The organism is Petropleomorpha daqingensis (genome assembly GCF_013408985.1).
Classification (GTDB): Bacteria; Actinomycetota; Actinomycetes; order Mycobacteriales; family Geodermatophilaceae; genus Petropleomorpha; species Petropleomorpha daqingensis.
In genome coordinates this window covers 3,842,611-3,867,093 of record NZ_JACBZT010000001.1, presented here as the reverse complement: position 1 = coordinate 3,867,093, position 24,483 = coordinate 3,842,611, and the positions used below count along the sequence as shown (strand labels likewise).

The window sequence follows — 24,483 nt, the reverse complement described above, 5'->3', positions numbered from 1 at the left end:
GTAGGCGGCAGGACGGGCTGGGTGCGAGGGATCAGCGGTAGTACCCCTTGAGCTCACGCCCGTGGACGACGATCGCGTAGATCACGACGACGTCGAGCGTGATCATGATGGCCGACCAGATGGGGTAGGCCGAGATGAACGCGATGTTCACGATCGCGCTCAGGACGGCGACCACGACGCCGACGATCCGCGCGGCGAGGTTGCCGACCAGCAGCCCGAGGCCGGCGAGGGCCCCGACGACGCCGATGATCAGGTGGATCCAGCCCCAGGTGTTGTAGTTCACGTCGACCACGAGGCCGTTCGAGCGCACGAGGTAGAACCCGTCGTCGAACAGGGCGACGAGCCCCTCGATGATCTGGAACGAACCGAGCATGATCAGCATGACGCCACCGAAGACCACCCAACCCGCCCAGGCCGTCGGCGCGTCGCTGTACGAGACGTCGGTCTCCGTCGTCCCGCGGCGCGAGGTGTCCGTCATGTCCTTGTCCTCCTGTCGGTGACAGCTGTCTGTCGACAGTCAGACTGGCGTCGCAGCCCGGGTGCGACCTCCCCCCGACGGGACGATCCCGGACCGGCGGGGACGGCCACGTCAGCCGGTGGCGTCCGCGACCCGGCGCGGGAACGGGACGACGACGCCGGCGGTGTCGACGACCTCCGCGGGCTGCACCGCCGCGACCTGCGAGGACCCGTCGTCCCGACGCCGCGGTTCGGTGCACCGCCGGATCTCGAGCACCTGCACCTCGCGCTCGGTGAGCAGCTGGAGCACCTCGGCGAGATCGCGATCGGCCGGGACGCGGAGCCGGTAGACGGTGCTGCGCGGCACCACGGTGGGTCTCACGGGAACCCGGAAGGCGGCCAGCACCGCCTCGCTGACCCGGGTCCCCACCCGCAGCTCGTAGCGGGTGCCAGCCATCGCCATCGCTACCGACCTCCGTCCCGTGCCCCGGGTGCCCAGGACCTCGACTGCCGTGGGTTTCGACGCTGCCAGGGAGGGAGGGCACGCGCCTCGTCCGCCCCGCGTGAGAGGTGCCGCCTAGAGCAACCCGCGCTCGCGTGCCTTGCGCACCGCCTGGTTGCGCCGGCTCACTGCCAGCTTGCGCAGGATGCTGCGGATGTGGGTCCGGACCGTGTTCACCGAGATGTACATCGTCGCCGCGATCTCCGCGGTCGACAGCATCTCCGCGAGGTACCGGAGCACCTCCATCTCGCGCTCGCTGAGCTCCTGGACGACCTCCGGGCCCTCGGCATGGGCCGCCGCGGCGACGCCGGCCGGGCGCGGCTGGGCCCCGCTCGACGGGTTCAGCCACGTGCTGGGGCCCTGCAGCCGCTGGTGGGTGCGCAGCAGCCGGCGCGCCTGCGGTGGGGTGTCCACGAACGGCCAGCGCATCAGCTCGGGCCGGGCGAGCTCGAGCGCGGCCGCGAGCTCGTCGACCGCGGCGGGCACCCGGCCGGCCTCCAGGAGCTGGCAGGCGCGGATCACGGCCGCGTCGACGGTCTCGGCGGTGGCCCCCGACGGCTCGACCGCGACGGGGACGTCGGGCACCGGCTCGCCGGCCAGCAGCCCCACCGTCGCGCGCAGCCGCTGGCTCCACGCCTCGTCGGAGCCGCGGTCGCGGAGGATCGCCAGCCCGTCGTCGACGTGCCCGCGGGCGACCGCCAGCCGGACCATCTCGCTGACGACCTGCTCGGCGACCCAGCGGGGCAGCCGCCGTCCCTGCAGGTGGGGATGCAGGGCGTGCTCGGCCTGGTCGTACTCGTGCCGCAGCCGGAACTGCTGGGCCTGCAGGACGGCGATCAGCGGGCCGGCCAGGTCCCGGTTCTGCCCGGCCGAGCGCTCCCGCGACCGCGCCCGGCCCAGCCACTCCCGGGCCTCGACCAGCGCGTAGCGGCGCAGGTGGACCCAGGCGAGGGCGGTCGCCGTGGCGGGGTCGCGGGCGGCGTCGTCGGCACCCTCCTCCGTGGCGAACGCCTCGGCCTCGTCGGCGAGCTGGACGGCCCGCGACAGGTGCCCCTCGAGCGCCTCGACGAGGGCGAGGGTGCCCAGCGCCCGCGCGCGCAGCCGGCCGGCGCCGGCGATCAGCGCCGCGGACGCGGCCGACCGCAGGACGGCGGACAGCTGCGCCCTGGGGACGTCGGTCCGCAGCGCGGCGAGCGCGCGCAGGTCGCCGAGCACGGCCGCGCACTCGTGCCGCGCCGTGGCGTCGGCGTCCGGGAGCTCGTCGACCAGGTCGGCGGCGGCGTCGACGCCGGCGATGAACTGCTCCGCCGAGGCGTCGCCCGGCGCACCGGCCGCGAGTGCGGCCAGCGCGGCCGAGACACGCAGCGCGAGCCGGCTCGTGTCGTCGTCCTGGGCCCGCACGGCGGCGGCGAGGTCCGGGGCGGACGGGGCGCGGCCCGCGACCACCGCCACGACGGTCCGCAGGACCGCGGCCTCGGGACCGCGCAGCGTCTGCGGGAGGGCCTGCAGGCTGCGCAGCGCCGGATCCGAGCCGTGCGCCAGCACCCGGGCCACGACGAGGTCGTCGACGAGCAACCGGGTCGCGGAGGTCCAGTCCTCCGCGGCGACGGCGTAGCCGATCGCCTCGTGGACGTGCCCGCTCTCGGCGAACCAGGCCGCGCACGTGCGGTACAGGCCGGCGAGCTCGCCCGGGTTCTCGTAGGCGAGCTGGCCCTGCAGCATCTCGCGGAACAGGGGGTGGATGCGGAAGCCGCCGGGCGCTCCCGGTGACTCCTCCACGAAGGCGTTGGCGTGCGCCAGCCCCGCGAGCACGCGCCGCACGTTGTTGCGCCCGCACAGCCGGTCCACCAGGTCGGGCCAGAGCTCCGGCGTCACACTCGTCCGCAGCAGGACCCGGCGCACCCCGGCCGGCTGACCCTCGAGCACCTCCGCGAACAGGTACTGCGCGACGCTGCCGTCGTCGTGCGCCAGCGAGGTGACCAGCCGCTCGGGCGGGACCCCGTTCTTCAGCGGCGCCGCGGCGAGCCGGAGCCCGACCGCCCACCCCTGCGTCTCGCCGCACAGGTCCACGGCGACGTCCGTGGTCACGGGCACGCCCATGGCGGCCAGCAGCTCGCGGGTCTCCTCCGGCGTGAAGCCGAGCTGGTCGCCGCGGATCTCCCCCAGCGTGCCGTCCACCCGGTACCGGTGCAGCGGCAGCGGCGGGTCGGCGCGGCCGCACAGCACCAACCGCAACCGGCCGGCCGCGTTGCGGATCAGCAGGTCGAGGCCGGCCACGATGGAGCGGTCGGTGAGGTGGTCGGCGTCGTCCACGACCAGGACGACCGGGCGCGGGGACGCAGCGAGATCCGCGGCCAGGCGAGGGATCAGCCAACCGGCCGGGGGCTCGCCCGCGACCAGCCCCGGGTTCTCCGACACCGGGACGCCGAGCCCGGCCAGCGCGCCGAGGACGTAGCTCCAGAAGGTGGCCGGGTCGTCGTCGTACTCGTCGAGGGTCAGCCAGCCGATCGCGGATCCGGCGGTGGCCCTGCCCTGCCGCCACGAGGACGCGAGCACGGTCTTGCCGGACCCGGCGGGGCCGCTGAGCAGGGTCAGCGGATACCGCTGCACCTCCCGGGTCAGCTGCGCGAGCAGGCGCTGGCGGACCACGGTGGCGTGCGCGGGCTCCGGCGGTGCGAGCTTGGTCGCGAGGAGGGTGATGCTCCGGGCTCCCGTCCGCCTGCCGTCGTCCCCGAGCCGGACGGCGGCCCCTCCTGTGCTCGACAGCCTCGTCATCGGCGTGCTCCCAGGTCACGTCTTGGCCTGCACCTGTGCCGGTCGTCCCCCGTCCTGGGGCGTGCCTGGCGACTTCCTGTCCCAGAGAGTTGCGCAAAACAGACCCGCGGGTGAGGGCCGAAGGTCACTGCCGGCACGCCCCGACCCTGCTGGACCGGGCCGGACGGGCGGCTCACCCGTTCCGGATGAGGGACGCCCGCCTCCGCTGCCCGATCCTGGCCCCCAGCCGGCGGACCCGGGAGGTCGGAATGAGTCGGGCAGCGGACAGCGGTTCGCCGTGGCCGTGATCCCGGCGGACGAGCAGCACGTTCCCTCGCACCTGCCGCCGAGGGCCGGCGTCGAGGCGTACGGGAGCGCGGTGGGCGATGCCGTCGACGGCGCCTTCGCCGTCCTGGCGGTCAGCGGCGCGCTGGTCCGGTACGCCGCGGAGGCGGCCGCGACCGGACGCCGCAGGGTGCTCGCCCGGCTGCCGCTCGCCGGTCAGGGCCGCGTGCTGCGCCGGGCGCTCTACGGGCCGACCGCCCGGGCGCTCGCACATCCCGCGACCACCGCCGTCCGGGCGGTCTCTGTGGCGGCCGACCAGCTGGTGCCCGAGGTGGCCCGGGCGGTGCTCGCCCGGCTGGACATCCCGGCCCTCGTCCGCGAGTACGTCGACATCGACCGGCTCGCCGCGATGCTCGACGTGGACGCCGTCGTCGCCCGGGTCGACCTCGACGCGGTGATGGACCGGGTCGACCTCGACGCCGTCGCCGCCAAGCTCGACCTCGACGCGGTGGTGGCCCGGCTCGACCTCGACACGATCGTGGACAAGGTCGACGTCTCCCGGGTGATCGACCGGGTGGACCTCGACTCCGTCGTGGCGCGGGTGGATCTCGACCGCGCCGTGGACCGCGTCGACCTCGACCGCGCGGTCGACCGGGTGGACATCGACAGGGTGCTCTCCCGGACCGATCTCGCCGGGCTGGCCCGCTACGTCATCGCCGAGATCGACCTGCCCGGTCTGCTGCGCGCTTCGACCGGATCGGTGACCACGGAGGTGGTGCGCACCGTGCGCGACCAGGGGGCCGACGCCGACCGGGCCGTGGAGCGGGTCGTCGACCGGTTGCTGCGCCGTCAGGTCCGGCGCACCGGACCACCGGGGAGCGACGAGTGACCACCGCCGACGAACGGCCCGTCCCCAGCGCCGACTACCCTTGGCACGCCGCCACCGGTCCGGTGCCGGTGGAGACGGGCCCACGGTCCTCGGTGCTCGGTTTCCGCGCCGGGCTGGTGACCCGCTCGCTGGCCAACGTCGCCGATCTGGTCGTGGTCGTCCTGGTCGTGATCGGCGGGTACGCCTCCGTCGCGGTCGCCAAGTTCCTGATCGACCCCACGAGGTTCACCTTCCCGGTGGCGTCCTGGCGGACGCTGCTGCTGGCCGGCCTCCTCGTCGAGGCGGTGTACTTCGCGATCACCTGGGCGGTCGTCGGCGGCACGTACGGCGACCGGCTGCTCGGGCTGCGCGTCACCGACCACCAGGGGGCCCGGCTGGGCTGGGCCCGGAGCGCCCTGCGCGCCGTCCTGTGCGTGCTCCTCCCCATCGGGCTGCTCTGGGTGCTGGTCAGCGCCGAGAACCGCTCCGTGCAGGACCTCGTCCTGCGGACCTCGGTCGTCTACGACTGACCATGTCCGAGCCCCGGCCCCCGCGCACCCTGCCGCTGTGGCTGACCGTCGTCCTCGGGGTGGCCGGGGCGTCGATCGCGGTCTGGGGCATCCGGTCGGCCTCGTGGATCCTCGCGCCGGTGCTGCTGGCGTTCGTGCTGACCGTGGTGGCCCATCCGATGATCGGGGCGCTGGAGCGGCGGGGGATGCGGCGCGCGTTCGCGGTGGCGATCACGGTGGTCGTCCTCGACGGCGGCCTGATCCTGTTCGCCGCCGCCATCGCGCTGTCCTTCGGCCGGCTGGCGACGGTGCTGCCGCAGTACTCCGACGAGTGGCAGCACCTGCTCGACAACGCGAAGTCCGCGCTGTCCTCGGCCGGGATCGGCAAGGAGCAGATCAAGGACGCGCTGCAGGGCCTGCAGCTGAGCAAGCTGCTCGCCGCCCTCGGGTCGGTGCTCGAGCACCTGCTGGGCTCGGTCGGGGCCCTGGTCCTGGTGCTGGCGACGGTGCTGTTCATGACGGCGGAGGCGGCGGGGCTGCCGGCCCGGCTGTCCGCCGTTCCCGGGAGCGAGCGGCTGACGGCGGCACTCGGCGGGTTCGCCAGGAACACGCGCCGCTACATCGTCGTGACGACGGTGTTCGGGCTGCTGGTCGCCATCGCCGACACCATCGCGCTGCTCGTCCTGGGGGTGCCCCTGGCGCTGCTGTGGGGCCTGCTGTCGTTCCTGACCAACTACGTGCCCAACATCGGGTTCCTCCTGGGGCTGGCGCCGCCGACGCTGCTGGCGCTCCTGGTCGGCGGCCCCGGGCTCGCCCTGCTCGTCGTGCTGATCTACTCGCTGGCCAACTTCGTCATCCAGTCGGTGATCCAGCCGGTGTTCGTCGGCGACGCCGTCGGCCTGTCGGTCACCCTGTCGTTCCTGTCGGTGTTCGTCTGGACCGTCGTCCTGGGCCCGATGGGCGCCATCCTTGCCGTGCCGCTGACCCTGTTCGTGGTCGCCGTGCTCGTCGGGCAGGACCCGGACCGCGTGTGGGCGCGCACGCTGCTCGCCGGCGCGTCGGGAGCGGCCTCGTCGCCGCGGCGGAAACGGCCCGGTCGCCGATCGCGACGGCGCGCCGAGGCTGCCGAGGCCGAGCCCGAGGAGGCGGCGGCCTCGAGCGAGCCGGCTCATCCGCCGCGGACGACGACTCCCGCCCCCCGGTCTCCCTAGCGTTCGGCCGCGGCCACGAGGAGGTAGGCGCCATGTCCGAGTTCCCACCCCACGCGACGGTGCCCGCTGGGATGCCGGTGCTGAGCAGGGGCAAGCACAGGAACCCCGCACAGGGGGCCTGCTTCATGGAGTACACGGCGCTGCTGGCCGGTGAACCGCACACCGACCAGCCGGCGTGCGTGGACGCGGAGCTGGCCGCGGTGTTGCGGGGTGCCAACGACAAGCTGGGCGACGCCGATCGGGCGCTGCTGGTCCCGCTGCTCGGCAGGAGCATCGGCCTGAGCGTGGGACCGCCGCCGAAGCGGCGCCTGTGGGCCCGGCCGGCCGCCGAGCGGCGGCAGCGCCGGGAGGAGATCGCCCGCTACGAACGGCAGGCCGTGCGGCTGCGCCGCGAGGTGTCCCGCCGGTTCGTGCTGGCGCTGGGGAGGTCGCCCGCGTCGGTCACCGACATCTGGTCCGGGTGCGGTGAAGAGGTCTCCTGGGTGTTCTGGGACCTGATGGACCACCCGGCCCGCACCCGCACGTCATCGGCCTACGTCCGGCGCCTCGTCGACCGGCTGTACCTCCTGCACGAGTGCTACGAGCAGGCGATGGCCCACCTGGCGCTGGAGTCGGCGGCCGCGACGGTGTCGTCAGGCCGGCCGGTCGCCCGGCGGGACCCGCTGGATGACGACCCGGCGACGCGTCACCCAGCGGACGGGCGGCTGCTCGGGTAGCGGTTGCTGCGGCACGACCCCATCAGACCGCGGTCGGACGACGGCTCGTTTGCCGTGACGTGACCGCTCGATGACGCTGCGTCAAACACGTCCCTCGTTGACACGATCGTCACCTCACCCGTAGACAGCGGGGGTGGACGACGACGTCTCGCGCCGTGTGGCGCTCGAGGTGGCCGACGGCATCGCGACCGTGCGGCTGGACCGCCCGGACAAGCTGAACGCGCTCGACCCCGCCATGTTCGAGGCGCTGGTCGAGGCCGGCACGTCGCTGATCGACCGGGACGACGTCGGGGCGGTCGTGCTCACCGGCGCGGGCCGGGCGTTCTGCGCCGGGCTGGACTTCGGCTCGTTCGCCGCGATGGCCGAGGGCGGCGCCGCGCGCGTCGTCGTCCCCCGGGAGCCGCTGGGCGCGGCGCGCGCACTCGGGCAGCAGGCCGTGCACGTGTGGTCGCTGGTCCCCGCGCCGGTGATCGCCGCCGTGCACGGGTTCGCCTTCGGCGGCGGGCTGCAGATCGCGCTCGGCGCCGACATCCGCATCGTCGCCCCGGACGCGCAGCTGTCGGTCATGGAGGTGCAGTGGGGCCTGGTGCCCGACATGTGCGGCACGCAGCTGCTGCCGGAGCTGGTCGGCCGGGACGTCGCCAAGGAGCTGGCGCTCACCGGGCGGAAGGTGTCCGGCACCGACGCGGTCGGTCTCGGCCTGGCCACCCGCGCGGCCGACGACCCGCTGGCCGACGCGCAGGCGCTGGCCGCCGAGATCGCCGGGCACAGCCGCAGCGCCACCCGCGCGGTCAAGCGGCTGGTCGAGCTGGCCGGCCGGGTCCCGCTCGCCGAGGGACTCCAGGCCGAGCAGGAGGAGATCGGCGCGCTCATCGGCTCGCCGGAGCAGGCTGCGGTCGTCCGCCGGCGGCTCGGCGCATGAGCGCGCTGTTCGACCTGACCGGCCGGCGGGCGCTGGTGACCGGCGGCGGCTCCGGCATCGGCCTGGCCATGGCCCGCGCGCTCGCCGAGCACGGTGCTGCGGTCTCCCTGTGGGGCCGCAACCCCGGCAAGGTGCGCACCGCGGCCGACGAGCTCACCGCCGGTGGTGCGGTCGCGCACGCCCAGCAGGTCGACGTCTCCGACGAGGCCGCCGTCGCGGATGGCGTCCGGGAGACCGTCGGGCTCCTGGGCGGCCTGGACGTCGTCGTCGTCAACGCGGGGCTCGGGGTGCCGCTGAAGCCGCTGGTCGACACCACCGCCGAGGACTACCGGACGGTGATGGCCACCAACCTGGACGGCGCCTTCTGGACGCTGCGCGAGACCGCCCGGGTCCTCGTCGAGCGGGGCACCGGCGGCTCGGTGATCGCCGTGGCCAGCCTCGCGGCGCTCAGCGGTGCGGCGCGCAACCACGCCTACGGCGCGAGCAAGGCCGGCCTGACGGCGTTCGTGCGCTCGGCCGCGGTCGAGCTGGCCCGGTACGGCATCCGGGTCAACGGCGTCCTGCCCGGCTGGACGGCCACCGACATGACGACGACCGCGCAGGGCTCCCAGGTCTTCACCGACCGGGTGATCAGCCGCGTCCCGCTGGGCCGGTGGGGCCGGCCGGAGGAGTTCGGCGGCATCGCCGTCTACCTCGCCGCCGACGCCTCCAGCTACCAGACGGGGACGACGGTGCTGGTCGACGGGGGCTACGCCGTCTTCTGACCGGTCAGGTCGCGCGCGATCGCCGCCCCCGCGGCGGTCACCGCCGCACCCCACTCCGGGAGGCGGTCGCGGGAGTAGCGGGCGCGCGGCATGGCCACCGAGATCGCGGCCGGCGGCGCGCCGGGCGGGGTCGGGACGGCGGCGCCGACGGCGGTCAGGCCGGTCTCGGTCTCCTGGTCGTTGACCGCGAACCCCCGGCGCCGGATCCCCCGGAGCTCCCGCTGCAGCCGGTCGGCGCCGGCCGGGTCGAGCCCGCCCAGGACGTCGTCCCGCCGCTCGGGCGGCAGCGCGGCCAGCAGCGCCTTGCCGCCCGATGCGCTCACCGCCGGCAGCGTCCGGCCGGTCCGGTCGCCGACGCGCAGCACGTGGTCGCACTCGACCGTGGCCAGGAACCGGACGTCCGAGCCGGCCAGCACCATGAGGTTCGCCGTCTCCCCCAGCTCGTCGACCAGCCGGCGCAGGTGCGGCAGCGCGGCGTCGCGCAGCGCCGCCACGGCCGCCTGCGGAGCGGGACCGCCGCGCATCAGCGGACCGGGCCCGTACCGGCGATCGGGCAGCTGCTCGGCGAAGTCGCGGTAGACGAGCATGCCGAGCAGCCGGTGCGCGGTCGACCCCGAGACGCCGATCCGCTCGGCCGCGTCGGTCACCCGCATCGGGCCCTCCTGCTGCAGCAGCGTCGCCAGCAGCAGCGCGGAGTCGACCGAGGCGATCGCATAGGTCGGCTTGTTCTTCACAGCAGAAGACCGTATCCCTCGTCGCAGAATCGCGACAGGCTCGGTGCATGCAGTTCTACCTGGACGGCTACCGGCCCGGCGACCCGCTGATCGAGCAGCCGCACCCGTCGGTGGCCGACCGGCCCGACGGCCTTCCGACCGACGTCGACGTCCTGATCGTCGGCTGCGGGCCGGCCGGGCTGGTCCTCGCCGCGCAGCTGGCGAACTTCCCCGAGATCCGGACGGCGATCGTCGACCGGCGCGACGGGCCGCTCCAGGTCGGGCAGGCCGACGGCGTCGCCGTCCGCACGGTGGAGATGTTCGAGGCGTTCGGTCTGGCCGACCGGCTGATCGGCGAGGGCTACTGGGTCAACGAGGTCACCTTCTGGCGCCCGGACCCGGAGGACCGCTCGCGGATCACCCGCACCGGCCGGGTGCGGGACGTCGAGGAGGGCCTCTCGGAGTTCCCGCACGTGATCGTCAACCAGGCGCGGATGCTGGCCTACCTGCGCGAGCACATGGAGCGCTCGCCGTCCCGGCTGCGGCCGCACTACGGCCTGTCCGCCGTCGGCGTCGACGTCGACCCGGACGGCGCCACGGTCACCCTGCAGCGGTCGACCGGGGAGACGGCCGCCGTCCGCGCGCGGTACGTCGTCGGGTGCGACGGCGCCCGCAGCGCCGTCCGGACGGCGATCGGCCGCGAGCTCGCCGGCGACCCGATGAACTCCTCGTGGGGCGTCCTGGACGTCCTCGCCGTCACCGACTTCCCCGACATCCGCCTCAAGTGCGCGATCCACTCGGCCAACCAGGGCAACCTGCTGATCATCCCGCGCGAGGGCGGCTACCTCGTCCGGCTCTACATCGAGCTCGACCAGGTCGCCGACGCCGAGCTGCTCGATCGGCAGAACGTCACGCCGGAGAAGCTGGCCGCGGTGGCCAACCGGATCCTCGCCCCGTACACGATCGACGTGAAGGACGTCGGCTGGTGGTCGGTGTACGACATCGGCCAGCGGCTGTGCGACCGGTTCGACGACGTCCCGGCCGACGAGGCGACCACCCGGCTCCCCCGGGTCTTCATCGCCGGCGACGCCTGCCACACGCACAGCGCCAAGGCCGGCCAGGGCATGAACGTCTCGATGGCCGACGCCTGGAACCTGGGCTGGAAGCTCGGCACGGTGCTGCGCGGCACCGCCCGGCCGGAGCTGCTGCGCACCTACTCGGCGGAGCGGCAGGTGATCGCGCAGGAGCTCATCGACTTCGACCGCGAGTTCGCCGCGATGTTCAGCACCGCCCCGAAGGACGAAGGTGGCGACGGCGTCGACCCGGAGGAGTTCCAGCGGTACTTCGTGCAGCAGGGCCGGTTCACCGCCGGCGTCGCGACGCGCTACGCCCCGTCGATGATCACCGCCGAGGCGCGGTTCCCGTCCCTCGCCGAGGGCTTCCCCGTCGGGATGCGCTTCCACTCCGCCCGGGTGATCAGGCTGGCCGACGCCAGGCCGCTGCAGCTGGGGCACGTCGCCCGGGCCGACGGCGCCTGGCGGGTGTACGTCTTCGCCGACCGCGCCGATCCGGCGTCCCCGGAGTCGCGCGCGCGGCGGCTGTGCGAGTTCCTCGCCTCCGAGAAGTCACCGCTCGCCCGGTTCACCCCGGCCGGCGCGGAGCCCGACTCGGTGATCGACGTCCGGGCCGTCTTCCAGCAGGGCCACCGGGAGCTCGCCGTCGACGCGCTGCCGCCGGTGCTCGCTCCCCGCAAGGGCCGGTTCGGCCTGGTCGACCACGAGAAGGCGTTCTGCCCCGATCCGGCCGACGACGTGTTCGACGCGCGGGGCATCGACCGCGACGCCGGCTGCGTGGTCGTCGTCCGGCCCGACCAGTACGTCGCCGACGTGCTCCCGCTCGACGACCCTCAGGCCCTCGGCGACTTCTTCGCCGCGATCCTCGTGGAGGCCGAGGCGCACGCGTGACGCGGGCCGGAAGTCCCGTTCCCGGACGGGACCTTCCTCCGTGGTGGGCCACGGGGAGCGGCGGCAGCCTCGGTGCATGACCGCTCTCCCGAATTCCGATTTCCCGGACGCGCCGCCCCCGCCGGTGACCGCCGTCCCGCCGCGCCCGCACCTGTACCGGAGCAGGACCAACCGCGTCCTCGGAGGCGTCTGCGGCGGGCTGGCCGAGTACAGCGGCGTCGAGGCGCTGATCTGGCGGGTCGGGTTCATCGCCCTGGCCCTGATCGGCGCCGGCATCCTCGTCTACCCGCTGATGTGGATCCTCGTGCCGGCCGGTCCCGACACCCCGGCCACCGGCCTGCGGAACACGCTGCAGAACGGCCGCGCCCCGGCCGCCTGAGATCCCGGTGCCGGCCGACCCCTCAGTCGTTCGCGACCTGGTCGGCCGGCGGCGCCGTGATCGTCACGTCCTCGTCGAACTTGCTGAGCGTGACCAGCGTGGTGACCTTCTGGTCCTGCACGGTCAGCTCTTCGCTGACCTTGACCGGCCGGCCCTGGTCGTCGACCCACAGGTCGACCGGCAGCGTGACCAGCCCGGCGCTGAGCAGGTCGCTGCGCCCTGGGGTGTCGTTGGGCAGCTTGGTGACGTCGACGCTCAGCGCGTAGTGCGTCGCGTCGGTGCCGTTCACCTGTTCCGGCCCGACCAGCCGCACGGTGGCCGCCTGGGTGAAGGCCGTGTACTGGTCGAGGCTGCTGGAGGAGGTCACCGACTGCAGCGAGGTGGCGAGCTGCTGCACCACGGGGTTGGAGCTCTCGGCCGAGATCAGGAGCCACGGCTTGTCGCTCGGGTTGAGCCCGGAGGGCAGCTGGACGTAGGTCTGCCCGTCGACCATGAGCACCCGGATGTCGCCGACGCCGGGGATCGTCTCGGTGAGGTCGAACGCCTCCGCCTTGCCGTCCTTGAGCGTCTCGTCGCCGCTGCCCTTGATCGCGTTGCCGGCGGCGTCGACCTCGAGCTCCAGGTGCGCCGAGCGGATGCTCTTCGTCCCGTCCTGCAGGAAGGTGGCCAGCCCGGCGGCGTCGGTCGGGGTCGCGGGCGCGCCGGCCTCGTCGATCCACTTGGTCTGGTCGCAGCCGGTCAGCAGCACGGTGGCCGCGACGAGCACGGGGACGACGCTCCGCTTCCAGGTCACGAGCGGACCGTATCCCCCTCGACCGACCGCGTCCGAGTCCGCCGCGCGTCAGACGCCGTCGACGCCGGCGAACGCCTCGCGCACCTCGAGGGAGAGCAGCCACGGGCCGACGACGTCGTCGAGGTCGCGGCCGGTGCTCTGCACCAGGTCGTCGAGCAGCGCTCCGACTAGCCCGCGCGCGGCCTGGTACACGGCCGCGGCGTCGACCACCCCGCGGCCGTCGCCGAGCTGCAGGCCGCCGGCCCGGACGCGGACGACGGGAGCACCGCCCCACTGCCGGTCGGCGGCAGCGCTGCTGAGGATCGAGACCGCCGCCCGGAGCTGGTCGCCGGGCGGGACGTCGGCGTGCGAGGCCATGGCTGCTCTCCTACTGCTCGGAGTGCTGCAGCTTTCGGCACGCGGTGCGACGGCGTGCAGCCGACCGGGACCTTCGTCCCTCAGGAACCGGTCCGGAGCATGCGCACGGTGCCGTCGTCGAAGCCGGTCACCATCGCCTCGGTGCCGTCGGGCAGCACCGCGATGCTGGTCGGGCCGGCACCGGTCGCGACCCGGGCGGTGACCGTCCCGGTGGCGGTGTCGATGACCGAGACCGTCCCGTCGTTCGAGTTGGCGGTGTACAGGTGCCGGCCGTCGGGGGCGTACTCGACGTCCTGCGGCGCGGCGCCGACGCCGGGCACGGTGGCCACGACCGTGCCGGTCGCCAGGTCGATCACCGAGACGTCGCCGCTGATGTAGTTCACGACCGCGGCGCGGGTGCCGTCGGGCGACAGCGTGATCGCGTGCGGCCCGTCGCCCACCCCGATCGTGGCCGTCACGCGGTCCGAGGCCAGGTCGAGGACGCTGACCACGTCGGAGAAGTGGTTGGGAACGTAGGCGGTGCGCCCACCGGGGGCGAAGGCGATCCAGTGCGGGCTTCGCGCCATCGGCACGCGGGCCACGACGGCGCCGGCGTCCGGATCGACGACCTCGAGGTGGTCGTCGTCGTACAGCGGCACGTAGAGCCGGCCGTCCGGGCCCTGCGCGAGGGCGTACGGCCCGCGGCCCACGGGGATCGTCCTCGTCACCGTGTTGCTGGCCGTGTCCACGACCGCGACGAGGTCGGTCGCGAAGTCCTCCGTGTAGGCGCCGACGAAGGCGCGTCGCCCGTCCGGCGCGATCGACACCATCTCGGGTGGCGCCTGCGGGATCGCGATCGTCGCGGTCACCCTCCCGGTGGCCGGATCGAGGCGGATGACGGTGCCGGCCGCCGGGTCGGCGACGTAGGCGAAGCTCCCGTCCGGGGCGAGCTTCACGCAGTGCGGCGTCCCGCCGACGGCGATCACGGCACCCGCGGTGGGGGTGGGCGAACTGGGGCGCGGGGCCGTCGAGGACGCCGAGGAGGCCGTGGTGCGCGTCGGCGTCCCGCTCGGGTTCCCGGCCGCGGACGCCCCGCCGTGGCCACTCCCGGCGTGCAGGACCACCGCGACCACCCCGGCGAGCAGGAGGACGACGGCGGCGCTGATCAGGGCGAGGCGCGCCGTCCTGTTCCGCCGCCTGTGCCGGCCGTGGTGGACGACCATCGCCGTCCCCTCCCCCTCGGAAGAACCTCCCTTGCAGGGTCACCCCGGAGACCGTTGCGCGCACCCCGGGGCGAGACGACTTCGTCTGGTTCAGGTCCGGACGCGCCCGCGACCCCGGGATGACGCGGGACGCGCCGCCGATCTGACGGCATCGACCGGCGCGCTCCCCGTCATGCGAAACCGGTCGGGACCTCTTCACCGGTGCACGCGCCGACGGGACCGCTCCGGCCGCCGGCTCCCTCAGCCCTGGAGACCACGCATGCGCATCCGCCTGATCGCTCCCCTGACCGCCGCGCTCGTCGCCGGCACGATCGGCCTGACCGCGACCTCGGCCGCGGCCGCGCCGGCCCCCACGGCGGCGCCCACTGCCGCCGCCGCGCCCGCCACGCTCACCAGCACGATCAACCAGACGATCCCAGGTGTCGGAACCTTCGTCGGCACCTTCACCCCGACCGGGTTCGCCCGCTCCGGCGGGCAGACGACGGTGACCGGGCTGGTGCAGGGCACGCTGACCTCGCTCACCGGCACGACAACACCGGTCTCGCAGACGGCGAGCGCGCCCGTCACGGCCGCTCAGGCCACCGGCTCCTGCACGATCCTCGACCTGACGCTCGGCCCGCTCCACCTGGACCTGCTCGGGCTGGTCGTGGACCTCAACCAGGTCCACCTGGTGATCACGGCGGTCCAGGGACCGGGGAACCTGCTGGGCAACCTGCTGTGCGCGGTCGCGAACCTGCTCAACGGCGGCACCACGGGCGGCGCTCTGGCGAACCTGCTCAACCAGCTGCTCGGTCTGCTCGGGACCGCGTAGGCCGGGCACCGGACCGGGGAGCGGCCCATGGCCCCGGACCGCTCCCCCACTACGGCCACGTGCCCCCGTTTCCCCCGTGCGGGGGCACGTGGCTCCGTCCGCTCAGCCGTCCTCGCGGAGGGCGCGCTGGACCATGTCGTAGCTGGCCAGCACCTCGAGCAGGAAGTCCGACGCGGCACCCGCCACGGCCGAGACCTCGTCGGCCGGGGTGTCGCGCAGCACCTCGATCAGCACGTCGTGGTGCACCCGCACCAGGGTGAGCAGGCTCAGGTCCGCGGCGAGCGCCGCGCGGCCCAGCTCGTAGCCCGCGTGCCGGGCCACCTCCTCGTGCCGGCCGAGGAAGCGCAGGAACGCCGCCCGGTAGTCGCGCGCCGCGTCGTCCTGGGTGGTCACGGGCGGCGTGCGGTCGAGGTGGCGCGGTCGAGGAGCAGCAGACCCTCCTCGAGGTCCAGGGCCGTGGAGACCGAGCCGGTGTCCATCCCCAGGCGGACCATCGCGAAGGCGACGTCGGGCTGGATGCCGACGATCACCGTCACCGCCCCGCGCAGCCGGGCCATCTCGCCCATGTCGCGCAGCGTGCGGGAGGCGAAGGAGTCGAGCACGTCGAGGGCGGCGACGTCGATGACCACGCCCCGGGCACGGTCCCGGCCGATCCGCTCGACGAGGTCCTGCTGGAAGCGCAGCAGCTGGGAGTCGTCGAGGGCGGTGTGGATCGAGGCGATCAGGTAGGCGCCCTGACGCAGGATGGAGAAGAGCCGGGGGCCGCTGGTCACGGCCCACCCGCCGCGCTGTCGCGGGTCACCTCGTAGCCGAGCAGCCGCTCGGCCTCCTCGAGGCCGCCCTGCAGGTCGCCGATGGTGTTCATCTTGGACAGGTCGACGCCGATGGTGACCAGGGTCTGCGCGATCAGCGGCGACAGTCCGGTGATGATCACGCTGGCGCCCATGAGCCGCGAGGCGTCGACGGTCTGCACCAGGTGGTTGGCCACCGTCTCGTCGACGTCCGGGACGCCGGTGATGTCGATGACGACGACCTTGGCCCGGTGGGTGCGGATCCCGGTCAGCAGCTGCTCGGTCAGCTGCCGCGCCCGCTGCTGGTCGAGCACGCCGATGATCGGCAGGATCAGCAGCCGCTCGCGGACCGGCAGCACGGGGGTGGACAGCTCGCGGATCGAGTCCTGCTGCTGGCGGATGACGCGTTCGCGCTCGTCGACGAAGCTCACCGCGACGGTGTTGGCGATCCGGTTCGCCGCGGGCTCGTAGGCGTCGAGCACCCGGTTGAGGTGCGGGAAGTCGCGCTGGTACTTCTCGAACAGGGAGCGGGCGAGGACGTCGCGGAGCAGCAGGACGATGCCGACGACCTCGTGCGTCTCCACGCCCCTGGGGATGATCCGCTCGGACAGGTCGCGGGCGTAGTGCTGGAGCGCCTCGACGCTGCCGGTCTCGAGCACCTCGACGTAGTTGTCGTAGACCGACGTGGTCTCGGCGGCCATCTCCTGGGCGGTCATCGCCTGCAGGAGGTGCGCCTCGTGGATCCGGCCGGCCCACTCCTGGCGCAGCCGGGTGCGGTGCTCGCGCAGATGGGCCACGAGCTGCGGCAGCAGCCCCTCGTCGTCGACGACAGACGCTCGCTCGGTCACGGTGTGCCCTCCCTGGTCGTCATTCCGCCCCCCGCCACTTGATCATGGTCACGGTCGTGCCGCGTCCCCGCTCGGAGACGACGGCGAACTCGTCCATCAGCCGCCGTGCGCCCGGAAGTCCCAGGCCGAGCCCCTGGTAGGTGCTGTAGCCGTCCTGCAGGGCCTGCTGGACGTCGGCGATGCCGGGACCCGAGTCGCGTGCGGTGATCCGCAGCCCGCGCCGCGGCGCATCCAGCAGCTCGACCAGCACGTCGCCGGAGTCGGCGAACCGGACGATGTTGCGCACGATCTCCGAGACGGCGGTGGCGATCTCGGTCAGCTCCGTCGGCGAGAAGTCGAGCCGCTCGGCCAGCTCCCGGGCCGCCTGCCGGGCGGCGACGACGTCGGCATCGGTGCGGACGGCGACGCGGACCTCCTCCTGCCGGCCCCGGCCGCGGCCCATCAGCGGCTCGCTGAGCCGGGCGCAGAGCTCGCACTCGAGGAGGTGGCGGGCCGCGTCCACCTCCCGCTGCCGGCGCCGGTCCCCGCTCGAGATGGCCAGCAGCACCGGGCGGCAGCGCTCGGTGTCCGGCTCGACCCGCTCGGCGGCCAGCAGGTACTCCACGCGCAGCCGGGCACGGGTCCGGTTGAGCTGGGCGGCGACGGCGCCGGCGGTGGACCCGAGCTCCCGGGCGAGCGAGCGGGTGTCCTGCCCGGACACCTCGTGGGCGAGTAGGGTGTCGCGTTCGCGGTCGGACAGCCGGGTGAGCGCCTCGGCCATGGCCGCGCGGTCCTCCTGGGCGAGGAGGTCCTCGTCGGGGGCCTCGGACGGCCGCAGGTCGACCACCCGGTGCTGGTGGCGGCGCTGGCGGTCCTGCTCGCGCCACATCGAGGCGACCACGTTGCGCGCGGTGACGATCGCGTAGGGCTCGAGCATGCCGGCCTCGATCCGGCCGACCGCGCCGAGCACCCGCGCGAGCGTCTCCTGGACCAGGTCGTCGGCCGTGGCCCGGTCGGCCACCCGCGCTGCCACGATCCGCCGGACGATCGGGATGAGCGCGGCGACGTCGACCGATCCGCGGCGCTCCGGCAGCTGGCCGGCAGGCTCCGGGGCCGGCATGCGGGAGACGCTACAACCGGCGACCGCCGCCCGCCGGACCAGCACGGCTCGGTAATGGACGGCGCGACGGCTACCCGGCCCGCACCCGTTCGGCGACCCGCCGGTGCAGGGCGGCGCGCTCGCGGAGCAGGCCGGCCAGGGCCGTGCTCCGGGACTGGCCGGCCTGCCGCTCCAGCACGTCGGCCGTGCCCACCTGCGCCGCCGCGCGCCGAAGCCGGTCGAGGCGCTCGCGGCGTGCGGCGAGTGAGGGCCGGGGTTCTGCGTGGTTGTCGGTCACACAGTTGACGACGCCGCATCCGCGCCCGGATGACGCGGGCTCAGGTCACGGTCTGGGGCAGGCCCAGCGCCTCGAACAGCGCCGGACCGAACGTGGTGATCTCGGCGATCGCGTCGTCCTCGATGCGCAGCACGTCGAGCTTGAAGGCGCGGAAGACGGAGTCGCCGGGACGGCGCAGGTAGCTCGCCGCGGCCGGCATCCGGTTCGCGCTGGTCGGCAGCAGCCGCCAGTCGCCCTCGCGGTCGGGGCCGAACCCGCGCTCCAGCAGCGGCACGAGGGCGTCCCGCCCGTCGAACAGCCACGGGTAGGGCGGCATGGTGACGCGGATGTCCTCGGCGGCCACGGCCAGCGCCGCCGCCGCGTCGCAGCGCTCGTGCGCGTCGATGAACCGCTCGAGCAGCTCCTTCTCCGCGGCGCTGGGTTGCCCGGCCGACCAGTCGGCGCGGTGCGACGGCAGGTGCTGGGCCATGGTCGCCCGGGCCCGCTGCAGCGCGCTGTTCGCGGCCGCGACGCTGGTGTCCAGCAGCTCGGCGGTCTCCGCGGCGGGCATGCCGAGCACCTCCCGGGCGAGCAGCGCCGCCCGCTGCCGGGCGGGCAGCACCTGCAGGGCGGCCAGGAAGGCGAGCTCGATCGTCTCCCGGGCGACCGCGACCTCGTCGGGTCCGTCGTCCTCGGCCGGGATCTCGTCCAGCAACCGGTCGGGGTAGGGCGTCAGCCAGGCGATGTCGGTCGGCCGCTCCGGTGACCGGCGCTTCCGGGCGCGGATGAGGTCGGTGCAGACGTTGGTCGCGATGCGGTACAGCCACGCGCGCGGGTGCAGCCCGTCGAAGCCGTCCCACGCCCGCCAGGCGCGCAGGTAGGTCTCCTGGACGGCGTCCTCGGCGTCGTCGAACGAGGCCAGCATCCGGTAGCAGTGCACGTGCAGCTCGCGCCGGTGCGGCGACGTCGCGGCGTCGAAGTCGAGCGCCGGCGCTGCGGTCACCGCTTGCCCTGCTGCACCGACCAGGTGTTGCCGTCCGGGTCGTCGAAGAAGACGAAGGTGCCGTAGTCGGCGTCCTGCGGGTCGCGCCCGGGGGTCTGCGCCCCGTCGGCGAAGTGCACCATCCCGCTGTGCTCGATGCCGGCACCGGTCAGCTGGTCGGCGGCCGCGGCGATGTCGGCGACGACGAACTGGCAGCCCTTCATCTGCGACCCGGTCGGCAGGCCCTTGCCGAACACGATCGAGCACGCCGAGCCCGGCGGGGTCACCTGCACGACCCGGAAGTGCTCGTTCGGCGCGAAGTCGGTGTCGAGGGAGAAGCCGAGCTTGCCGGCGTAGAACTCCTTCGCGCGGTCCACGTCGCTCACCGGGATGACGAGAACTTCGAGCTTCCAGTCCATGTCCTGCCTCCTTCTCCGCAGCGGTTGTCGCTCCTCTGCCTACTGGAACGACGCCCGCCACGGGAACTCATCGGTCGCGCGGTGACTCACTCGTGGTGGAGCCGGACTCCCTTGGGGAACGCGGTGGTGGTGTCGCCGAGCAGCAGCATCCGGTAGGTGGCGACGGCGGCCTCCTCCAGGTTCATCGCCCGCCGGAACGCCATGCGGACGTCCTCCCCCAGCGCCGAGCAGCCGTGGTGCGACAGCACGATGCAGTCGTGCTCGCGCGCCTGCTCGGCCGCGGCTTCGGCCAGCTCGTCGGAGCCGTTCGGGAAGTAGGGCACGGTGCCGATCGAGCGCACGTAGACCGCGTGGTCCAACGACAGCAGCCGGATCGGGTGGCCGAGCGCGTCGACCAGGACGGCGTGCTGCGGGTGCAGGTGGACGACGGCGTGCACGTCGGGGCGCACGCGGTAGGTCCGCTGGTGCAGCTTCCACTCGGTCGAGGGCCGCTCGGCGCCCCCGACCACCTCGCCGTCCGGACTCATGACGCTGAAGTCGGCCGGCGTGAGGCGGTCGAGCCAGGTGCCGGTCCCGGTGATCACGAAGTCACCCTCGCCGGGCAGCCGGGCCGACAGGTTGCCGCCGCTGGCCAGCACGAGCCCGCGCTCGACCGCGAGCCGGCCGACCTCGATCAGCTGCTCGACCGCGTCGGCGCGGGTGGTCGCCGGCCTCACGAGAAGTACGAGCCCACGTCGGCCGGCGCGAACCGCCCGCGGTCGGTGACGACGACGCTGACGAACCGCGGCGGGGTGACGTCGAAGGCGGGGTAGACGCCGGTGACCCGGGACGACGCGGTGCGCCGGCCGAGGCAGTGCAGCACCTCGTCGCCGTCCCGGTTCTCGAGCTCGACGTCGTCCGCGGTGGCCGCCTGCCGGTCGGGCGCCTGCACGAGCGCGACGAACGGCACCCCGAACGCCTGTGCCGCGACGGCGAGTTGCAGGGTGCCGATCTTGTTGACGACGGCGCCGTCCATGGTCACGCGGTCGGCCCCGGTGACGAACGTGGTGACCTCGCCGCGGCTCATCAGGTGCGCGGCCATGCCGTCGGTGATCAGCCGGGTCGGCACGCCCATCTCGGCCAGGCTCTCCGCGGTCAGCCGGGCGCCCTGCAGGTAGGGGCGGGTCTCGGTGCAGATCGCCTGGATCCGCTTGCCCGCGCGGAGCACCGCGGCGACCGTCTCGGTCAGGTACGCGTCGGCCCAGCAGTGGGTGAGCACCGTGGCGCCGTCCGGGATCAGCGGCGCCGCGTGCTCCCCCAGCGCCCGGAAGCCGGCCCGGTACCGCTCGGCCAGCTCGGCGGCCGCCCGCTCGACGTCCCCGCCCGCCTCCGCGACCTCCAGCAGCGACGCGACGACGTCCCGGATGCCGTTGTTGGTCGGCCGGGTGGCGACCAGCCTCCGTGCTGCCTCCCGCACCGCGTCGAGTCCCCCGCTGCGCGCCGCGAGCACCATCCCGCCCGCGGCCGCGAACGGCGGGCCGAGGCTCTGCGTGACCATGTCCTCGATCGCCTTCGCGACGTCCTCGACGCTGCGGCAGGTCACCCAGGTGCGCTCGAAGGGGAACACGCGGCGGTCGAGGATCCGGACGGCGTCCGGCTCCACCACCACGCTCTGCCCGACCAGTGTCGGGACGGGCACCTCCGGCGTGCTCACGGCGGCACCTTACGGCGCGATCGGCTGCTGTAATCGGCTGCCTCAGCGACGCGCAGCGAGGTGATCGCCATGCCGAGGTTCGTCATCTTCTTCGCCTACACCGGCGAGACCTGGGGCCGGATGGTCGACCAGCCGGGCGACCGCACCGCCGCGGTGCGCGCATCGGCGGAGGCCGTCGGCGCCCGGCTCGAGGCCCTGTACTGGATGCTCGGCGAGGCCGACGGCATGGTGATCCTGGAGGCGCCGGACGCCCAGACCGCGGCCGCGGTGACGCTCACCTCGGCCAGCACCGGCGCCGTCCGCAGCCTGGGCACCCACCAGCTCTTCGACCAGGACGAGCTGCAGACCGTCCTCGGCAAGGTGCGGGACGGCCGCGCCGTCTTCCGAGCCCCGGGGACCTGACCGTCAGGTACCCGTGATGTGCTCCGGGCGGATCGGCACCCGGCGCAGCTGCCTGCCCGTCGCCGCTCGCACCGCCGCGGCCACCGCCGGACCCGACGAGATCGTCGGCGGCTCCCCCACCCCGCGGACGCCGTAGGGCGCGTGCGGGTCGGCGTACTCGAGCACCTCGATCTGCATCGGCGGGATGTCGAGGATCGTCGGGATCAGGTAGTCGGTGAACGACGGGTTGCGCACGTGCCCGTCGACGACGACGACCTCCTCCATCAGCGCCAGGCCCATGCCCTGCGCGCTGCCGCCCTGGATCTGGCCGACGACGGCGTCGGGGTTGAGCGCCTTGCCGACGTCCTGCGCGGTGTCCAGCGCGACGACCTTGACCAGCCCCAGCTCGGTGTCGACGTCGACCACGGCCCGGTGGGCGGAGAACGCGAACTGCACGTGCGCGTCGCCCTGGCCGGTCTCCGGGTCGATGGCGTGCGTGGGTCGGTGCCGCCACTCCACGGTCTCCTCGACAGCGTCGTCCCCGAGGACGTCGGCGAGCCCGCTGAGCACCTCGCCGGAGGCGCCCACGATCTTCTCGCCGTCCAGCCGCAGCGACGCGGCCGGCCGGCCGAGCGCGACCGCCGCCCGCTGCAGCACCCGGTCGCGCACCGCCTCGCACGCGGCCTTCACCGCACCGCCGGTGACGTACGTCTGCCGGGACGCCGACGTCGACCCCGCCGATCCGACCTGGGTGTCGGCCGGGATGACGACCACCCGGTCGACGCCGAGCTCGGTGCGGGCGATCTGGGCGTGGATCGTGATCAGCCCCTGGCCGACCTCGGCCGCCGCGGTGTGCACCGTGGCCACCGCCTCGCCGGCGGTCATCTGCAGCCGCACGCGCGCGGTCGAGTAGTCGTCGAAGCCCTCGGAGAAGCCGACGTTCTTGTAGGTGACCGAGTAGCCGATCCCCCGTCGCACGCCCTCGCCGTGCGTGGTGTTGCCGACCGCGCCCGGGAGGGTCAGGAGGTCCCGTTCGCCGGAGGGCTCCGGCGGCAGCGGCATATCCCGCACCTTCCAGATCAGCTCGGCCACCGGTGCGGCCGAGTCGATGACCTGCCCGGTGATGTTGAGGTCGCCCTCCTGCATGCCGTTGCGGGCCCGGAGCTCCACCGGGTCCATCTCCAGCACCGACGCCAGCTCGTCCATCAGCGCCTCGTGCGCGAACGCCGCCTGCACGCAGCCGAACCCGCGCATCGCGCCGCACGGGGGGTTGTTCGTGTAGACGCCGACCGCGTCGACCGACACGTTCGGGATGCGGTACGGCCCCATGCCCAGGGTGCCGGCGTTGCCGACCACGGCCGGCGTCGAGGAGGCGTAGGCGCCGCCGTCGAGCAGGATGTCGGCCTTGGCGTAGACCAGCGTGCCGTCGTCCTCGGCGCCGAACTCGTAGTGCAGCCAGGCCGGGTGCCGGTGCACGTGGCCGTAGAAGGACTCCTCCCGGCCGTAGACCATCTTCACGGGCTTGCCGGTGCGCAGCGCCAGCAGGCAGGCGTGGATGTGCACCGACAGGTCCTCGCGGCCGCCGAACGCGCCGCCGACACCGGCCAGCGTCAGCCGCACCTTGTCCGGCGGCATGCCCAGCGCCAGGCACATCTGCCGCTGGTCGACGTGCAGCCACTGGGTGGCCACGAACAGGTCGACGCCGCCGTCCTCGGCCGGCACCGCGAGCCCGGACTCCGGCCCGAGGAACGCCTGGTCCTGCATGCCGACCTCGAAGTCGAGGGAGACCACGACCGGCGCGGTGGCGGCCGGGTCGCCGCGGCGCAGCTTCAGGTGGCGCACCAGGTTGCCGCCCGGGTTGACCAGCGGCGCGTCGTCGTCCAGGGCCCGGCGGGGGTCGGTGACGGCGGGCAGCGGCTCGTAGTCGACCCGGATCCGGCGGGCCGCCCGGCGGGCGGTCTCCGGGTGGTCGGCGGCGACCAGCGCCACCGGTTCGCCCTCGTAGCGCACCACGTCGGCGGCCAGCACCGGTGAGTCGGCGTGCTCCAGCCCGTAGGCGTTCTCGCCCGGGACGTCGTCCGCCGTCAGGACGGCGAACACCCCCGGCACCTGCAGCGCCTCGGTGAGGTCGATGCCCCTGATCCGCGCGTGCGGGTGCGGGCTGCGCAGCGTGATGCCCCAGACCATGTCGTCGTGCCACAGGTCGCTGGCGTAGGCGAACTCGCCGGTGACCTTGAGCGTGCCGTCGGGCCGCAATGGGCTATCCCCCACCCGCCCGTCCCCGATCCGGCCGGTCACGGTGGTCGGCGGCGCGGGGCGCGTCGTCGTCGTCTCGCTCATGGCTGCACCTGCTTGGTCGCGGCCAGCCGGACGGCGTCGAGGATCTTCTCGTAGCCGGTGCAGCGGCAGAGGTTGCCGGCCAGCGCCTCGCGGATCTCGAGGTCGGACGGCGAGGGCACCCGCGCCAGCAGGTCGTGCGCGGCGACGACCAGCCCCGGGGTGCAGAAGCCGCACTGGACGGCGCCGGCCTCGACGAAGGCCTCCTGCACCGGGTGCAACGCCTGCCCGCCCGCCAGCCCCTCGACGGTGACGACGTCGCGGCCGATCGCCTGCCCGGCCGCGACCAGGCACGAGCACACCGGCTCGCCGTCGAGGTAGACGGTGCACGAGCCGCACTCGCCCTGCTCGCAGGCGTTCTTCGACCCGGGCAGGCCCAGCCGCTCGCGCAGCAGGAACAGCAGGCTCTCGCCGGGCCAGACGTCGTCGACCGACTGCTCGGTGCCGTTGACTGTGGTGGTGACGCGCATG

The 24,483-nt window shown here is 74.1% G+C and carries 28 protein-coding genes; 10 read left to right on the top strand and 18 right to left on the bottom strand.

The window, feature by feature from the left end; genetic code table 11:
- Nucleotides 1-31 precede the first annotated feature (31 nt).
- From GGQ55_RS19185 to GGQ55_RS19175, 3 genes are all read right to left on the bottom strand, one after another.
- Complete coding sequence (locus tag GGQ55_RS19185) at nt 32-478, bottom strand: DUF7144 family membrane protein (RefSeq protein ID WP_179719458.1); 447 nt, start codon at nt 476-478, stop codon at nt 32-34.
- 111 nt (nt 479-589) lie between these two features.
- The gene (locus GGQ55_RS19180) at nt 590-919 is read right to left on the bottom strand and encodes a hypothetical protein (protein WP_179719456.1); all 330 of its coding nucleotides are present in this window, start codon (nt 917-919) and stop codon (nt 590-592) included.
- A gap of 114 nt (nt 920-1,033) precedes the next feature.
- Nucleotides 1,034-3,733 (bottom strand): winged helix-turn-helix domain-containing protein, encoded by a 2,700-nt coding sequence (locus GGQ55_RS19175; RefSeq protein ID WP_179719454.1) that lies wholly within the window; start codon nt 3,731-3,733, stop codon nt 1,034-1,036.
- Between the two features lie 277 nt (nt 3,734-4,010).
- On the opposite strand from GGQ55_RS19175, the gene GGQ55_RS19170 reads away from it, so the two are divergent.
- The 6 genes from GGQ55_RS19170 to GGQ55_RS19145 all read left to right on the top strand — a co-directional run bounded on the left by GGQ55_RS19170 (nt 4,011) and on the right by GGQ55_RS19145 (nt 8,987).
- Nucleotides 4,011-4,886: a hypothetical protein gene (locus GGQ55_RS19170; protein ID WP_179719452.1), complete on the top strand. Its 876-nt coding sequence runs from the start codon at nt 4,011-4,013 to the stop codon at nt 4,884-4,886.
- On the top strand, nt 4,883-5,395 hold the full coding sequence (locus GGQ55_RS19165; RefSeq protein ID WP_366489729.1) for an RDD family protein: 513 nt from the start codon (nt 4,883-4,885) through the stop codon (nt 5,393-5,395). Before GGQ55_RS19170 ends, GGQ55_RS19165 begins: the two co-directional genes overlap by 4 nt.
- 2 nt (nt 5,396-5,397) lie before the next feature.
- Nucleotides 5,398-6,585: an AI-2E family transporter gene (locus GGQ55_RS19160; RefSeq protein ID WP_179719450.1), complete on the top strand. Its 1,188-nt coding sequence runs from the start codon at nt 5,398-5,400 to the stop codon at nt 6,583-6,585.
- Between the two features lie 125 nt (nt 6,586-6,710).
- A complete protein-coding gene (locus GGQ55_RS19155) occupies nt 6,711-7,301 on the top strand; it encodes a hypothetical protein (protein ID WP_179719448.1) in 591 nt (196 codons plus the stop codon).
- A gap of 133 nt (nt 7,302-7,434) precedes the next feature.
- Nucleotides 7,435-8,223: a crotonase/enoyl-CoA hydratase family protein gene (locus GGQ55_RS19150; protein ID WP_366489726.1), complete on the top strand. Its 789-nt coding sequence runs from the start codon at nt 7,435-7,437 to the stop codon at nt 8,221-8,223.
- On the top strand, nt 8,220-8,987 hold the full coding sequence (locus GGQ55_RS19145) for an SDR family NAD(P)-dependent oxidoreductase (protein ID WP_179719446.1): 768 nt from the start codon (nt 8,220-8,222) through the stop codon (nt 8,985-8,987). Before GGQ55_RS19150 ends, GGQ55_RS19145 begins: the two co-directional genes overlap by 4 nt.
- On the opposite strand, the gene GGQ55_RS19140 is transcribed toward GGQ55_RS19145, so the two are convergent.
- The gene (locus GGQ55_RS19140; RefSeq protein ID WP_179719444.1) at nt 8,972-9,721 is read right to left on the bottom strand and encodes an IclR family transcriptional regulator; all 750 of its coding nucleotides are present in this window, start codon (nt 9,719-9,721) and stop codon (nt 8,972-8,974) included. The two genes, GGQ55_RS19145 and GGQ55_RS19140, sit on opposite strands and share 16 nt — an antisense overlap.
- Before the next feature lie 47 nt (nt 9,722-9,768).
- On the opposite strand from GGQ55_RS19140, the gene GGQ55_RS19135 reads away from it, so the two are divergent.
- A complete protein-coding gene (locus GGQ55_RS19135; protein ID WP_179719442.1) occupies nt 9,769-11,664 on the top strand; it encodes an FAD-binding monooxygenase in 1,896 nt (631 codons plus the stop codon).
- 76 nt (nt 11,665-11,740) lie between these two features.
- On the top strand, nt 11,741-12,043 hold the full coding sequence (locus GGQ55_RS19130) for a PspC domain-containing protein (protein WP_179719439.1): 303 nt from the start codon (nt 11,741-11,743) through the stop codon (nt 12,041-12,043).
- 22 nt (nt 12,044-12,065) lie between these two features.
- On the opposite strand, the gene GGQ55_RS19125 is transcribed toward GGQ55_RS19130, so the two are convergent.
- The 3 genes from GGQ55_RS19125 to GGQ55_RS19115 all read right to left on the bottom strand — a co-directional run bounded on the left by GGQ55_RS19125 (nt 12,066) and on the right by GGQ55_RS19115 (nt 14,395).
- Nucleotides 12,066-12,836: an SCO4651 family lipoprotein gene (locus GGQ55_RS19125; protein ID WP_179719437.1), complete on the bottom strand. Its 771-nt coding sequence runs from the start codon at nt 12,834-12,836 to the stop codon at nt 12,066-12,068.
- A 48-nt stretch (nt 12,837-12,884) separates the two neighbouring features.
- Entirely contained in the window at nt 12,885-13,193 is a 309-nt protein-coding gene (locus GGQ55_RS19120; protein WP_179719435.1) for a hypothetical protein, read from the bottom strand.
- An 80-nt stretch (nt 13,194-13,273) separates the two neighbouring features.
- Nucleotides 13,274-14,395 (bottom strand): YncE family protein, encoded by a 1,122-nt coding sequence (locus tag GGQ55_RS19115; protein ID WP_179719433.1) that lies wholly within the window; start codon nt 14,393-14,395, stop codon nt 13,274-13,276.
- A 259-nt stretch (nt 14,396-14,654) separates the two neighbouring features.
- Here GGQ55_RS19115 and GGQ55_RS19110 point away from each other — a divergent pair, with 259 nt between their 5' ends.
- Nucleotides 14,655-15,206 (top strand): ABC transporter substrate-binding protein, encoded by a 552-nt coding sequence (locus tag GGQ55_RS19110; RefSeq protein WP_179719431.1) that lies wholly within the window; start codon nt 14,655-14,657, stop codon nt 15,204-15,206.
- Between the two features lie 102 nt (nt 15,207-15,308).
- Here GGQ55_RS19110 and GGQ55_RS19105 read toward each other — a convergent pair whose 3' ends face one another.
- From GGQ55_RS19105 to GGQ55_RS19065, 9 genes are all read right to left on the bottom strand, one after another.
- Nucleotides 15,309-15,599: a phosphatase RsbU N-terminal domain-containing protein gene (locus GGQ55_RS19105; protein ID WP_179719429.1), complete on the bottom strand. Its 291-nt coding sequence runs from the start codon at nt 15,597-15,599 to the stop codon at nt 15,309-15,311.
- Nucleotides 15,596-15,979 (bottom strand): STAS domain-containing protein, encoded by a 384-nt coding sequence (locus tag GGQ55_RS19100; protein WP_179719427.1) that lies wholly within the window; start codon nt 15,977-15,979, stop codon nt 15,596-15,598. The genes GGQ55_RS19105 and GGQ55_RS19100 overlap by 4 nt, the downstream gene beginning before the upstream one ends.
- Nucleotides 15,976-16,845 carry an STAS domain-containing protein gene (locus GGQ55_RS19095; protein WP_179719425.1) on the bottom strand — a complete coding sequence of 290 codons (870 nt, stop codon included), beginning with the start codon at nt 16,843-16,845 and terminating at the stop codon, nt 15,976-15,978. The genes GGQ55_RS19100 and GGQ55_RS19095 overlap by 4 nt, the downstream gene beginning before the upstream one ends.
- 19 nt (nt 16,846-16,864) lie before the next feature.
- A complete protein-coding gene (locus GGQ55_RS19090) occupies nt 16,865-17,944 on the bottom strand; it encodes a sigma-70 family RNA polymerase sigma factor (RefSeq protein WP_179719423.1) in 1,080 nt (359 codons plus the stop codon).
- Nucleotides 17,945-18,014: 70 nt separating this feature from the next.
- Nucleotides 18,015-18,221, bottom strand: a complete 207-nt coding sequence (locus tag GGQ55_RS19085) for a hypothetical protein (protein ID WP_179719421.1) — start codon at nt 18,219-18,221, stop codon at nt 18,015-18,017.
- A gap of 40 nt (nt 18,222-18,261) precedes the next feature.
- Entirely contained in the window at nt 18,262-19,203 is a 942-nt protein-coding gene (locus tag GGQ55_RS19080; protein ID WP_179719419.1) for an RNA polymerase subunit sigma-70, read from the bottom strand.
- Nucleotides 19,200-19,601 carry a VOC family protein gene (locus GGQ55_RS19075; RefSeq protein WP_179719417.1) on the bottom strand — a complete coding sequence of 134 codons (402 nt, stop codon included), beginning with the start codon at nt 19,599-19,601 and terminating at the stop codon, nt 19,200-19,202. The genes GGQ55_RS19080 and GGQ55_RS19075 overlap by 4 nt, the downstream gene beginning before the upstream one ends.
- Nucleotides 19,602-19,687: 86 nt before the next feature.
- Complete coding sequence (locus tag GGQ55_RS19070) at nt 19,688-20,317, bottom strand: class II aldolase/adducin family protein (RefSeq protein ID WP_179719415.1); 630 nt, start codon at nt 20,315-20,317, stop codon at nt 19,688-19,690.
- Nucleotides 20,314-21,294: a s-methyl-5-thioribose-1-phosphate isomerase gene (locus tag GGQ55_RS19065; RefSeq protein ID WP_366489720.1), complete on the bottom strand. Its 981-nt coding sequence runs from the start codon at nt 21,292-21,294 to the stop codon at nt 20,314-20,316. The genes GGQ55_RS19070 and GGQ55_RS19065 overlap by 4 nt, the downstream gene beginning before the upstream one ends.
- A gap of 69 nt (nt 21,295-21,363) precedes the next feature.
- On the opposite strand from GGQ55_RS19065, the gene GGQ55_RS19060 reads away from it, so the two are divergent.
- The gene (locus GGQ55_RS19060) at nt 21,364-21,696 is read left to right on the top strand and encodes a GYD domain-containing protein (RefSeq protein ID WP_179719413.1); all 333 of its coding nucleotides are present in this window, start codon (nt 21,364-21,366) and stop codon (nt 21,694-21,696) included.
- 3 nt (nt 21,697-21,699) lie between these two features.
- On the opposite strand, the gene pucD is transcribed toward GGQ55_RS19060, so the two are convergent.
- Complete coding sequence (gene pucD / locus GGQ55_RS19055; protein WP_179719411.1) at nt 21,700-24,015, bottom strand: xanthine dehydrogenase subunit D; 2,316 nt, start codon at nt 24,013-24,015, stop codon at nt 21,700-21,702.
- Nucleotides 24,012-24,482: a (2Fe-2S)-binding protein gene (locus GGQ55_RS19050; protein WP_179719409.1), complete on the bottom strand. Its 471-nt coding sequence runs from the start codon at nt 24,480-24,482 to the stop codon at nt 24,012-24,014. Before GGQ55_RS19050 ends, pucD begins: the two co-directional genes overlap by 4 nt.
- Nucleotide 24,483: the final 1 nt, after the last annotated feature.